14 protein-coding genes and 2 pseudogenes are annotated in these 12,098 nt (G+C 61.6%); 4 read left to right on the top strand and 12 right to left on the bottom strand.

Translation table 11 applies throughout. The features are described 5' to 3' along the window. Positions 1-246: 246 nt before the first annotated feature. The 4 genes from rplL to ACP2YO_RS19160 form a co-directional block, all read right to left on the bottom strand. A complete protein-coding gene (gene rplL / locus ACP2YO_RS19175) occupies positions 247-618 on the bottom strand; it encodes a 50S ribosomal protein L7/L12 (RefSeq protein WP_426442231.1) in 372 nt (123 codons plus the stop codon). A gap of 53 nt (positions 619-671) precedes the next feature. After that, positions 672-1,190, bottom strand: coding sequence for a 50S ribosomal protein L10 (rplJ, locus tag ACP2YO_RS19170; protein WP_426442230.1), 519 nt, complete (start codon positions 1,188-1,190; stop codon positions 672-674). A 572-nt stretch (positions 1,191-1,762) separates the two neighbouring features. After that, on the bottom strand, positions 1,763-2,494 hold the full coding sequence (locus ACP2YO_RS19165) for a fumarylacetoacetate hydrolase family protein (RefSeq protein WP_426443253.1): 732 nt from the start codon (positions 2,492-2,494) through the stop codon (positions 1,763-1,765). A 76-nt stretch (positions 2,495-2,570) separates the two neighbouring features. Then, complete coding sequence (locus ACP2YO_RS19160; protein WP_426442229.1) at positions 2,571-3,152, bottom strand: cupin domain-containing protein; 582 nt, start codon at positions 3,150-3,152, stop codon at positions 2,571-2,573. 255 nt (positions 3,153-3,407) lie between these two features. Here ACP2YO_RS19160 and ACP2YO_RS19155 point away from each other — a divergent pair, with 255 nt between their 5' ends. Further along, positions 3,408-4,418, top strand: coding sequence for a LysR family transcriptional regulator (locus tag ACP2YO_RS19155; RefSeq protein ID WP_426442228.1), 1,011 nt, complete (start codon positions 3,408-3,410; stop codon positions 4,416-4,418). Positions 4,419-4,490: 72 nt separating this feature from the next. Here ACP2YO_RS19155 and ACP2YO_RS19150 read toward each other — a convergent pair whose 3' ends face one another. From ACP2YO_RS19150 to ACP2YO_RS19120, 7 genes and pseudogenes are all read right to left on the bottom strand, one after another. Next, positions 4,491-5,450 (bottom strand): 2-hydroxyacid dehydrogenase, encoded by a 960-nt coding sequence (locus tag ACP2YO_RS19150; RefSeq protein WP_426442227.1) that lies wholly within the window; start codon positions 5,448-5,450, stop codon positions 4,491-4,493. A 94-nt stretch (positions 5,451-5,544) separates the two neighbouring features. Beyond that, entirely contained in the window at positions 5,545-6,237 is a 693-nt protein-coding gene (rplA, locus tag ACP2YO_RS19145) for a 50S ribosomal protein L1 (RefSeq protein ID WP_426442226.1), read from the bottom strand. Between the two features lie 6 nt (positions 6,238-6,243). Further along, positions 6,244-6,672 carry a 50S ribosomal protein L11 gene (gene rplK, locus ACP2YO_RS19140; protein WP_426442225.1) on the bottom strand — a complete coding sequence of 143 codons (429 nt, stop codon included), beginning with the start codon at positions 6,670-6,672 and terminating at the stop codon, positions 6,244-6,246. Positions 6,673-6,800: 128 nt separating this feature from the next. Further along, a complete protein-coding gene (gene nusG / locus ACP2YO_RS19135; protein ID WP_376964140.1) occupies positions 6,801-7,334 on the bottom strand; it encodes a transcription termination/antitermination protein NusG in 534 nt (177 codons plus the stop codon). 20 nt (positions 7,335-7,354) lie between these two features. Then, positions 7,355-7,546, bottom strand: coding sequence for a preprotein translocase subunit SecE (gene secE / locus ACP2YO_RS19130; RefSeq protein ID WP_106318920.1), 192 nt, complete (start codon positions 7,544-7,546; stop codon positions 7,355-7,357). A 275-nt stretch (positions 7,547-7,821) separates the two neighbouring features. Next, on the bottom strand, positions 7,822-9,435 hold the full coding sequence (locus ACP2YO_RS19125) for an acyl-CoA synthetase (RefSeq protein WP_426442224.1): 1,614 nt from the start codon (positions 9,433-9,435) through the stop codon (positions 7,822-7,824). 362 nt (positions 9,436-9,797) lie between these two features. Further along, a pseudogene (locus ACP2YO_RS19120) lies at positions 9,798-10,169 on the bottom strand (transposase); the annotation flags it as partial. Position 10,170: 1 nt separating this feature from the next. Here ACP2YO_RS19120 and ACP2YO_RS19115 point away from each other — a divergent pair. Continuing rightward, positions 10,171-10,287, top strand: a pseudogene (locus ACP2YO_RS19115) (SOS response-associated peptidase); the annotation flags it as partial. 122 nt (positions 10,288-10,409) lie between these two features. Here the strand turns inward: ACP2YO_RS19115 and ACP2YO_RS19110 are convergent. Continuing rightward, the gene (locus ACP2YO_RS19110) at positions 10,410-10,754 is read right to left on the bottom strand and encodes a hypothetical protein (RefSeq protein ID WP_426442223.1); all 345 of its coding nucleotides are present in this window, start codon (positions 10,752-10,754) and stop codon (positions 10,410-10,412) included. A 373-nt stretch (positions 10,755-11,127) separates the two neighbouring features. Here ACP2YO_RS19110 and ACP2YO_RS19105 point away from each other — a divergent pair, with 373 nt between their 5' ends. Together ACP2YO_RS19105 and ACP2YO_RS19100 are read left to right on the top strand one after the other, a co-directional pair. After that, positions 11,128-11,301, top strand: coding sequence for a hypothetical protein (locus ACP2YO_RS19105; RefSeq protein ID WP_426442222.1), 174 nt, complete (start codon positions 11,128-11,130; stop codon positions 11,299-11,301). Between the two features lie 579 nt (positions 11,302-11,880). Further along, a complete protein-coding gene (locus ACP2YO_RS19100; RefSeq protein ID WP_426443252.1) occupies positions 11,881-12,006 on the top strand; it encodes an integrase core domain-containing protein in 126 nt (41 codons plus the stop codon). Positions 12,007-12,098: the final 92 nt, after the last annotated feature.

Below are 12,098 nucleotides of genomic sequence, written 5' to 3'. Positions count from 1 at the left end.
TTCCGCTTCACGGACTGAAAAAGCCCGAAATCTGACTGTCTCCCAACGGCGTACGCCGGGGACCCTGCCGTCCCCGCCGCCGACCGTGTTTTTTCGCTGCCGACCCAATATGGGAAGGCAATAATGGAGATTCGAGGGTTAAGTCCACGAATCCCCACACTTTTCTGTGTCCGGCGCATTCCGCGACAACCTGTCGCACGCCATTTGCATGGTCCGGGAGCGCCCTGCGACGCTCCGGATCGTGCATTACTTGAGTTCGACCTTGGCGCCAGCCTTCTCGAGCTGGGCCTTGATCTTCTCGGACTCGTCCTTGTTGATGCCTTCCTTGACAGCCTTGGGGGCGCCTTCGACGAGGTCCTTGGCTTCCTTCAGGCCCAGGCCGGTGATGGCGCGGACTTCCTTGATGACTTCGATCTTCTTGTCGCCGGCGGCGACGAGCATGACCGTGAACTCGGTCTTCTCTTCAGCGGGAGCAGCGGCGGCAGCAGCCGGACCGGCCACCGCAACGGCGGCAGCGGCGGACACGCCCCACTTTTCTTCGAGGAGCTTTGCGAGCTCAGCGGCTTCGAGCACCGTGAGGCTCGAAAGGTCGTCGACGATTTTCTGCAAGTCAGCCATTGATCTGTTTCCTTAAACGTTTGGTTCGAACCAGGTTTGAGATTAGCGAAGGGTCAGGCCGCTTCGCTCTTTGAGGCATAGGCCTGAATGACGCGTGCGAGCTTGGCAGCAGGCGCGTTCGACAACTGAGCCAGCTTGGTCGCGGGCGCCACGAGGAGGCCCACGATCTTGCTGCGCAATTCGTCGAGCGACGGCAGTGAGGCGAGCGCCTTCACGCTGTCGACATTCAGGACGGTTTTACCCATCGAGCCGCCAAGGATGACGAACTTCTCGTTCGCCTTGGCGAATTCGACGGCAACCTTTGGCGCCGCCACCGGATCGTCAGAAGTTGCGATCACGGTCGGCCCCTTCAGCAGGGAGCCGATGGCAACGACGTCAGTGCCTTCAAGAGCAATTTTGGCGAGACGGTTCTTCGAGACCTTCACCGACGCACCCGCCTGCTTCATCTGCATGCGCAGCTTCTGCATCTGGGCCACGGTGAGGCCGGAATAGTGAGCGACGACCGCAACGCTCGTGGCCTTGAAGGCCTGGTTGAGCTGTTCGACCGCCTCTTTTTTTGCCGCTCGTTCCACAGCAAGCTCTTTCCGGTTGGCGGCCTTTCCGCGAAGGCAGGACCGCCGGGTTGCACCCATCGTCCCGCCCAAAACCTGATCTCAAGGACCGAAGTCCCCAGGACATGCCGGGCAAGACGACATCTAGAAGCCTGCCCTCCCAAAACCTTGCGGCTCTGGGCTGTCGAGGTTCGAACCAAACCAGCATCCAGCCGCGATACACTCGCTGCGTGAATGCGAAAATCCGGTCTTCACCCGTCTATGCAGGCCATGCGATTAAGCCGTTGAAAACGTAATGTTCTCGCGGGCGCCTGCAGTCTCGGACAGGATCGAGGCTTTCAGCTAAGCCGAACGCCCCTGCTCTCATTCCGTTTGAAGCGACGGGTTTCCTTCCTTTCGAGCACCCTTGCGGACATGCAGAAAGGAATGATCTCCTATCGTATCGGGTTTTCGGAATGCGAGCACAGACATGCCAGCAACGGCCAGCACGCCCGGAAAGCGCTGTCTAGCGAGTCCCGTTCGATTTGCCAAGAGCAAATTTCAGACCAGTTCTTGATCAGCTAGGTTCCCGCGAAAATCTCTCGCGGCCAACGTCATACCACCTCGCCTGGGGCGCCGGAGGCCCTCATGAGAGGCCGGCCGACCGTGATCCCGATCTCGCCAAGACCATCAATGCCGCCGGTGACGTTGTCACCCGCGACAATCGCACCGACGCCGGCCGGCGTTCCGGTCATGATGATGTCACCAGGCTTGAGCTCCATGGAACGCGAGATGATCGAGATCATGTCCGGCACCGGCCAGATCAACTCGGCCAGGTCCGCATTCTGCTTTACCGCGCCGTTGACGGCGAGCCAGATGCGGCCCGCGGCCGGATGCTGTCCGCCGGTCACACGATGCAGTGGCGCAATCGGCGCCGACTGGTCGAACGCCTTACCCCAATCCCAAGGCCGCCCCTTGTCCCTCGCTTCCAACTGCAGATCGCGACGAGTGAGATCGATGCCAACGCCGTAGCCGAACACGAGGTCAAGCGCCGCCTCTCGGCTGACGTCGAGGCCTGCTCGGCCGATCGCTATGACAAGCTCGATCTCGTACTGAAAATTGCTGGTTTCCGGAGGGTAAGGCACCGTTGTACCGCTATCAACGACTGCATCCGCCGGCTTCGTAAAGAAGAACGGCGGCTCGCGATCCGGATCCTTCCCCATCTCGCGGGCGTGTGCAGCATAATTGCGGCCAACGCAGAAGATGCGGCGAACCGGAAACCTCCCGGGTTCGCCTGCAACAGCGACCGTCGGCGGAGCCAGCGGAGCAAATACGTAGCTCTTCATCATCAAGTGCTCTTTCTCGTACGGCGCAACGCCTCCGACCCGACCGGCGAAGTCGGAGGCGCGGCAGGACGTCAAGTCAGTCCGAGTGAGGAAGATTGCCTTCGACCATGTGGAACATGTGGCCAACCGGCTCTTCCCAGATCAGATTTCGGTCCATGGCGCGAGCCGGCATGTCCTGAATAACGTACTGAATCGCCCGCTCAGTGCCAGTGTTGATGTGCTCGTGCGAGGCCCAAGGCGAACATGCGAACGTATCACCGCGGGACCATTCAAACTTGTGATCGCCGACGATCGAATAACCGCTCCCCTGAATGATGTGATAGAGCCCATAGGAATTGTGTCGGTGCGGCACGATATGCTCGCCCGGATTGATAACTTGGATGCCGAGAAAGATGGACGGCAGCACACCGCCCGCCTCCCCGGTATCCGAATTGACCAGGGCGATGAACCGCCGATCCGCGCGGCGGAGCGGATCCTGCGCGACGTCATCGAGCCTCGGCTCGAGGTCGCGCCAGCGCCAGACTGCTGGGCGGATATTCTTTTTGACGAGGAACGGATAGTACTCATCGTCGGTCATGAACTTCGACCATTCGGTTGTATCCGTGTTTTTCATGTTCGCGCCCGGGTCAGCGGCGGTCGTCATTGTCAGCTTGTTCATCAGCGTCCTCCTTTTTTGTTTGACGAAGATTTGAGCGGGCACACCCTTCAGATGCCAGTCTAGGAAAGTCATCGTGCGCTCCCAGGCGAGCTTCGATGCGACCGGGCAATTCGCAACGGGTCGAAAGTCCTCATCGATGGCGTGAGGCGCACCGTTGTGGGTAAACAGCTCGTATGGCTTCGCCGCACGCTTGAGTTCGGCCTTGAGCGCTTCAGGGGAGCAGGCAGGCTTTCGCGGTCTGCGCCGAAAAACTCAATGCTGTTCATGAGCAATGAGGTGATCGATCGCGCGCTCATTTACAATGCGAATACAAGAATGATAGATATTTCGTGCATGAATACTAAGATGGATCTCAACCTGCTATTCGTCTTCGATGCCGTCTGGCGCCATCGGCGTATTTCGCGCGCCGCGGTTGAACTCAACACCAGTCAGCCCACGGTATCGAACGCGCTGCGGCGGCTGAGAGATTTCACGGGAGATGCACTTTTCATTCGCAGCGGCGGCGCCATGGAGCCAACGCCGTTTGCCGAACAGCTCGCGGCCGACTGGTGCAATGGTTTGAGTTCGGTGCGACGCGGGCTTGCCCGGCACTCAGGCTTCGATATCGCCACCGACAAACGCACGTTCACGATCGTGATGAGCGATATTGCGGAGGCTGTGATTTTGCCTCATCTGCTCAACGCGTGCCGAGACAGTGCTCCCGGCATCTTCTTCAGCACGATGCAACTGCCCATGGAACAAACGCTGCCTGCATTGCGCACGGGAGCAGTTGATTTGGCCGTTGGATTTATTCCGGAGCTTCGCTCCGGCGTGAGGCAACAGCTTCTGTTCGAAGCCGACTACGTCGCACTAGCCCGGCGTGGCCATCCCGGCGTGAAACAATCGGCAATGTCCAAGGCGATTTTTCTGAGAGAGCGACATGCGCTTGCAACAGCCGAAGGAACTGGTCACGCCATCGTCGAGCGGACACTGCGCAAACACGGGCTTGATTCACACATCGCAGTACGTGTGCCACATTTTCTCGCGCTGCCGATGATCGTGGGATCCTCCGATCTGGTCGCGACAGTACCAAGACCTTTGGGTGTGCTGATGGCAGATGCGGCCCCAATCGAGATTCTGCCGCATCCGCTCAAGCTTCCGAAGCTGGTCATAAGACAGTTCTGGCACGAGCGCTTCGATGCGGAACCAGCACTGATGTGGTTGCGAAAGACGCTGAGGGCGGCGGTCGCGAACGCCAGTCAGTTGCGCTCGCCCCGCAGCAACTGACCCATTGCCCCTCAAAGTCCACGTTGCGGGCACCCCCGACGAGCGCGCGCGACGTCGGGGTTGAATGCCTGGTCAAATGGAACCTGACGTCACGGGGTAAGCGAGCGGCTTCCCGCCAAAGAACGCGTCGAGATTGGCGAGCACGCAGTCCTGCATCCCCACGTGTGATTCCAGGGTGTGGCCGCCAAGATGCGGCGAGAGCACCACGTTCGGAAGCGCAGTCAACGCGTCGGGGGCATGCGGCTCCTTGGCAAACACGTCGAGGCCGGCGCCCGCGATGGTTTGATCTGCCAGCGCCGCGACCAGTGCCTGCTCGTCGATGACGGAACCGCGCGAGATGTTGACGACGAAGCCGTCGCTGCCGAGCCGGCGCAGGATATCGGCATTGACCACATGGTTGGTCTCGGTGCCGGCGCGGACCGCGACCATCAGCACGCTGCACCAGTCGGCGAGCGCTTCCAGGCTCGAAAGATATTGATAGGGCACGTCATGCTTCGAACGGCTGAAATAGCCGACCTCGGTTTCGAACGCGGCGACGCGGGCGGCGATCTTGCGGCCGATCTCGCCCATCCCGTAGACACCGACCTTGCGACCGCGCATCCCGGCCTGCGGCCGCATCATCGGCGACGGCTTTGCCCCCGCCCAGTCGCCGCTTCGCACATAATTGTCGGCCACCGGCAGACGGCGGACCGCCGCCAGCATCAGGGTCAAGGCGATGTCGGCTACCGAGGCCGCGTTGGCACCCGGGCTGTGACCGACCGCGATCGCCCGCCTGGCAGCGGCAGCCAGATCGATGCCGTCATAGCCGGTGCCGTAACAGACGATCGCCCCCAGCTTCGGCAGCAGGTCCATGGCATCAGCGCCGAGCGGCGTGCCGCCGGCGGTGATCATCGCGCGGATGTCGGCAAGCTCGGCCGCCGCAAAGGCCTCGTTCGCCCGCTTGCCGGCGCCGTTCAAAAGCTCATAGCGCTCGCCGAAGCGCGTGAGCTGGGCCTTGGGAAAGCGCGAATAGATCAGGACCTTGTCGGGCATTCTTGTTGTTTCCTGCGAGAGGCTTCATGCCAAAACAAAGGGGCGGGATCGCCAACCGATCCCGCCCCTCTTTTTCTCATCACGGCTGTCGACCTTAGCCGAGGAGCGTACCCGGCTCGACCTTCACGCCCGGGCCCATGGTGGAGGAGACCGCCACGCGCTGGATGTAGGTGCCCTTGGAACCCGCCGGCTTCGCCTTGGCGACCGCATCCGCGAGCGCCTTGACGTTCTCGACCAGCTTGTCCTCGGTGAACGAGGCCTTGCCGATGCCGGCCTGGACGATGCCGGCCTTCTCGACGCGGAACTCGACCGAGCCGCCCTTGGCGCCCTTCACGGCCGACGTGACGTCCATGGTCACGGTGCCGATCTTCGGGTTCGGCATCATGCCGCGCGGACCGAGCACCTTACCGAGGCGGCCGACCAGCGGCATCATGTCGGGAGTGGCGATGCAGCGGTCGAAGTCGATCTGACCGCCCTGCACCTTCGCGACCAGGTCTTCGGCGCCGACGACGTCGGCACCAGCCGCGATGGCTTCGTCAGCCTTGGCGCCGCGCGCGAACACGCCGACGCGCAACGTACGGCCGGTTCCGTTCGGCAAATTGACCACGCCGCGGACCATCTGGTCGGCGTGACGAGGATCGACGCCGAGGTTGATCGCGATCTCGATCGTCTCGTCGAACTTCGACTTGGCGCGCTCCTTGACCATCTTGATGGCATCCGTGAGCGGATAGAGCTTTTCGCGATCGACGCCCTCGCGGGCCTTCTTCAGACGCTTTCCGATTGTCATGGTCCGTTACCCCGCAACTTCCAGACCCATCGAACGGGCAGAGCCCTCGACCATCTTCATGGCCAATTCGATGGAATCGCAATTCAGGTCCTTCAACTTCTGCTCGGCGATCTCGCGCACCTGCGCCTTGGTCACCACGCCGGCCTTGTCACGGCCAGGAGCTTTCGAACCGGACTGGATCTTGGCGGCCTGCTTAAGGAAGAAGGACATCGGAGGGGTCTTCATCTCGAAGGTGAACGAACGATCGGCGTAGATCGTGATCACCACCGGAATCGGGGTGTTCTTTTCTACCTTCTGGGTCTGCGCGTTGAAGTTCTTGCAGAACTCCATAATGTTGAGACCGCGCTGACCAAGCGCGGGACCGATCGGGGGCGAAGGATTCGCCGCACCGGCCGGGACCTGAAGCTTCAGGTATCCGGTCACTTTCTTTGCCATTTAGCACTCCTGTTGGGCCGGACGATGCCGGCGGTTTCAGGTTCCGTGGTTCGGTTGAAGGGGCTGGCGACCGCCTCCTCCCTCCCACGGCCTTATGTGACGCGAGGCGTATACCCCGCGCCGTCCGGTCAGACCACCTTTTCGACCTGACCGAATTCCAGTTCCACCGGCGTGGCACGGCCGAAGATCGACACCGCGACCTTCACGCGCGAGCGCGCCTCGTCGATTTCTTCAACTACGCCCGAGAACGAGGCGAACGGGCCGTCGGCCACGCGCACATTCTCGCCGATTTCGAACGACACCGACGCCTTCGGCCGCTCCACGCCCTCCTGCACCTGGTGCAGGATGCGCATCGCCTCGGCTTCCGAGATCGGCATCGGCTTGTTTTCCGCGCCGAGGAAGCCGGTCACTTTCGGGGTGTTCTTGATCAGATGAAACGCCTCGTCGGTTAGCTTCATCTTCACCAGCACATAGCCCGGGAAGAACTTGCGCTCGGCGTCGATCTTGCGGCCGCGGCGCACCTCGGTGACCTTCTCGGTCGGCACCAGCACCAACTCGAACAGTTCTTCCAGCCCGCGCTGCTTGGCCTGTTCACGGATCGATTCCGCGACCTTCTTCTCGAAATTCGAGTAGGCGTGAACGATGTACCAGCGCTTGTCCATCAATAGGGTTCCGGTGCTCATCAGTGGATGCCCAGTACCAGGGTGATCAAATAGCGGATGATCTGATCCGCGGCGAAAAAGAAGATCGAGGCCAGCGCCACCATCACGAACACCATGATCGTCGTGATGGTCGTCTCGCGGCGTGTCGGCCAGGTGACCTTGGCGGTCTCCGAGCGCACTTCCTGCAGGAATTTGAACGGGCTGAAAGCCATCGTTGGGTCCGCGTCCGTCACAAGACGATTGCAAAGTTTCAAGGAATCCGGACAGCCGACGTTTGAGACCCAGCCCTCGTTGGAAGGTTGAGCCGATGAACGAGCTCGTTTGTTCGGGGGATTTAAGGCCGCGCCGGATATCCGCCATCAAAGCGGGCCGGCAGCAGGTGTCCGGATATCTACTGCGGGACCGGCCAAAGGTCAAGGTCGACGGGGCCCCGCCGGTTCGCGCCGGATCCGCCTCCGGACGAGACTGGGTCCCTCGAATCAAGGACTTACCCGGCAGAACTCTTCTGGACCGCCTGGTCGAGTGTGCTGCCGCCGACATAACGCTGCCGCAGCTCGCGCTTCAATAGCTTGCCGCTCGGGTTCTTCGGCAGGCTGTCGACGAAGACGACACGCTTGGGCACCTTGAAATGGGCCATGGCGGCCGCGCAATGCCTGACGACGGCGTCTGCATCGAGCGTCTCGCCCGCCTTGACCACGACGATCGCGGTGACCGCCTCGATCCAGCGCGGATCGGGCAGCCCGACCACCGCCACCTCCGACACCGCCGGCAGCCGGTAGATCATCTCCTCGACCTCGCGGCTCGCGACGTTCTCGCCGCCGCTCTTGATCATGTCCTTTACGCGGTCGACGACGGTGATGTAGCCGTCGGTATCGACGGTCGCGAGATCGCCGGAGTGGAACCAGCCGCCAGCGAACGCGGATGCGGTCTTGGCCGGGTCGTTGTAATAGCCGGACAACAGATGCGGCGAGCGGTGCACGATCTCGCCGACTTCGCCAACGCCAACGTCGGTCATGTCAGGATTGACCACCCGCGTCTCGACATTGATCGCGGGCTTGCCGGCCGAACCGGCCTTCGGCAGTTGATCCTCCGGCGCCAGCACGGTCGCAAGCGGCGCGATCTCGGTCTGGCCGTAGAAATTCCAGAATTTCACGTCGGGCAGCCGGCGCTGCAATTCGAGCAGCACCTCGACCGGCATGATCGAGGCGCCGTAATAGCCCTTGCGCAGGGACGACAAATCGGTGCGGTCGAAGGCCGGCGAGCGCAGCATCGCGATCCAGATCGTCGGTGGCGCGAAGAATGCGTTGATGTTGTGCGCGGCAATCAGCGACAGGATGTTGTCGGCTGCCGGCTTGCCGGTGATCAGACTGGTAGCGCCGAGATAGATCGCGGGCCCCAGGAAGACGTCGAGCTGGGCGCAATGATAGAGCGGCAGCGCGTGCAGCACGTTGTCGTCGACAGCCATGCCGCCGTCGATGATGCAGCTGACATACTGCCACATCACAGCTTCATGGGTGAGGATCGCGCCCTTCGGCAGCGACTCCGTGCCGCTGGTGTAGATGATCTGCGCCGGATCGCGGCTGTCGACCGACATATCGGGCGCCGAGGCGTCGCCATCCAGCAAGCCGTCGAACGTCTTGATTCCGTCAGGCGCCGTGGCCGGATCCTCGCCCGGCAACCAGACCAACGTTTCGACCGCCGAGCCCTTGGCCGCGGCCGCGCGCGCCGTCTCCACGAAATCGGGTCCGGCCGCAAGCAGCTTTGCGCCCGAATTGGTCAGGATGAAATTGATCTCGTCCGGGTTCAGCATGAAGTTGATCGGCACCAGGATCGCGCCGATCCGTGCCACCGCGAAGCGCAGCACCGCGAACGCGTGCGAGTTGCGCGACAGCACGGCAACGCGCTCGCCCTTCTCGATGCCAAGCCCGAGCAAGCCGCGCGCAAGCCGATCGCAGATGGCGTCCATTTCGGCAAACGTCCACGCCACCTCGCCGCAGATCAACGCGGTCTTGTCAGGGTAGCGCTTGGCGGACCGGCGCAGCAGATCGCCGATGCCATGCTCGCGTGCGCGCCGGATGGTTGCTGCGATATCTCCGCTCATTGTCCCCTCCCGAATGTGCTTGTTGTCGTTGTTATAGCGTGAGCCTCTGGCGGCTGTCCCTGCTCCCGGGCTGCTGCGCGTGCGCGCTCCGTGTCAGCGCTTCGACCCGCCGAGGATGGTGGCTGCCCGTTGATCAAGTAGGTGAAAGCAATCATGCCCGGGGTCCAGGACCTCGCCCAACCGCTTCAAATTATTGATTAAAAGCTGGCAGGAGTGGCAGGGCTCGAACCTGCGACCCCCGGTTTTGGAGATCGAAAAGCACTATGATCGCCGGTTGGCTTCAGTGTCGTTGTGTTTCATTTCGTTGACGTTTTCCCCGCCTTGCCGGCAGTCTAGTACTGCCTAGTACCTCTGCACAGTGATTATGACTCTTTGGAAGTGTCTGGGTAGGCTCGGCCCATTTTTGCGCGGGCTTTTTCTGTCGTGAACATCCATTTGATGCGGGAGCGTGCAGCATTTCTCTGCCGTTCCCAAGCGGTGATTTCGCGGCGCAGTCGCTTGGGGTCGTCGATCCTGCGAGCGAGGCACTGTCCCCGCAAGACGCCGATCTCGATCTCAACCATGTTGAGCCAGCTTGCGTGCTTGGGAGTGAAGTGGAACTCGATCCGCCGCAAGATCCGTCTGGCTTCGGCGGGCGGAAAGGTCTGATACAGGGCGCCGGCGGAGTGGGTCGATAAGTTATCCTGCACGACCCGGATGGTCTCGGCATCGGGATAATGGATGTCGACGAGGTCACCCGTGACGAATATCCGCAACACGTCTTCGCCGCACTGGCGCGGCTGGCTGAAGCCTGAGAACCGCTGCCTGGTGCCGTTCAACAGCTTCGCCGAGTACTCGCCGGAGCCGAACCCGACGGCCGTAGAGGCGGCGTCGGCGACGTGGGGCGCCGGACTGACCGAAGCCGTTGGAGGAGCGCGGCCAGCCCAAGGGGCCGCTGACAGGCGGCCCTTCGTGCTTACGCGACAGTATGACTGTCAGGGTCGCGGAGAAGGAGGCGGCGCGGGTGATGGGGCCTGCGGTTGTGGCTGATCAGTTTTGTTCAGCGACGTGATCACCTGATCGGTGCCTGAATGCGGAATACAGGTGCCGGTATTGGCGACCCGCTTATCCTCTCGTCGCTCCCGATAGTAGTTGCGGCGTTCATGTCGGTCGAGTTGGTCCAAATCCATCGTGACCTGCCTATCCTGGGCTTCAAACGCTGCGGCATAAGCGGTTCGGAGCTGCTGTTCGGCGGCCAGGCAATCAGAAAGCTTCTCGAAAACGACGTCGGTCTGCACGGGTGCCACACCGCCGACCAAAACGACCAACAACCATTTCATGGTCATACCTCGAATTCTGTCGCCAACTCCGAGCGAATGCTTTTTGTTCCCTCCTCCAGGCCCGCGCCGCTGCACAGGGCGTCCGTCAGGAGCGCGCGGTCCGATGCGTCAGATATCGGCCCGACGATCACGGCTCCATAGGCGGTCGGCGCAATGACCCTGAGGGCCATTGCGGATGGATTGGATGCTCAAGGCATCCCGACCGCCCGCGGCGGGGGGCACATGGTCCGCAGTGCAAGTCTCTCGCGTGCTGGCGAGGCTGTAAGGCCGCCCCCGGGGCCATTTACAGACACCCCAGTACGTCAGCGTTGACGGCAGTGACGCCTGGTGTCCATCATCTCGCCCGGGACGGTGTGGTCCCGGAGTGGCAGCCATGATGAAGAACATCGTTGCCGGTCTTGTTGTCGTCGCCTGGATTGTGCTCGGCTCCCTTAGCTACGCTCAAAACCACCATCGTTGCTGGCAGGGGCACATTCTCAGACATTGGCACGCACATGCGCTCAAAAAGACCAACGAGCCATGCGGATCGGTCACGCCTGCGGTCTAGCGCCCGTTCGGCAGAGCGGTGGAAGGCGTCCTGGTCGCACCAGGCGCGCTCGGCAGGCGGCGGGCCGGAAGCTAGTTGGCAATCCAGATCCCGGTGCCCATAATTGCCAGCGACACAACAATGATCATCAAGTCGATCGACAGCCAGTCAGGAATGCGTGCGTTCGGCATGACCTAGATCCTCCTCTAGATCGGCATCTTGCGCCGGAACAGTGGCTGGCGTGTGTAAACCACATCACACCGGCGGCTCGTTTTCTCCGAATGCTATATGGGCAGCGAGATGATCAACACCCCTCGAAATGAAAGACATTCACAAATCGAGGGGCAAAACAAACCGATCGAGCGCGCCTACTTCTAGCTGATCGAGCGACTTGGACGCGATCTTGGTCCCGCCCGTGGCCGCTGCGGGCGGACTAAATCGGCTGTAGCACGCATCGGGATCACGCGATCGATCGCGCCAACGCCGTCATCAAAGGTGATTCACATAGGTCAATTGACGCGCGTGCTGACCGGAAATCCGAGATTACGCGACGAGCTGTCGAACGAGACGTTGTTCTCGTCACTCGATCATGCTTGAGAACTGCTTGCCGAATGGCAGGATGATTACAACACCGTTCGTCCGCACAGCGGGATCGGCAACCTGTCGCCATCAGCCTATGCCAGGCTAACAGCGTCCGAAATGCAACGGGACGCTGCGCTGTGTTGAGGGCTCCGCGCCCCGTCCCGTTGCATCACCGAGCCACACAAGCTCAAATGACCAGAGGATTGCCCGTCGCTGGATGATCTTTGGGGCTCAGG

The sequence above is a fragment of the Bradyrhizobium genosp. P genome, assembly GCF_049949265.1.
GTDB lineage: Bacteria > Pseudomonadota > Alphaproteobacteria > Rhizobiales > Xanthobacteraceae > Bradyrhizobium.
Note: the sequence above shows the minus strand (reverse complement) of the source record. Positions and strands in the feature narration are given on the sequence as shown.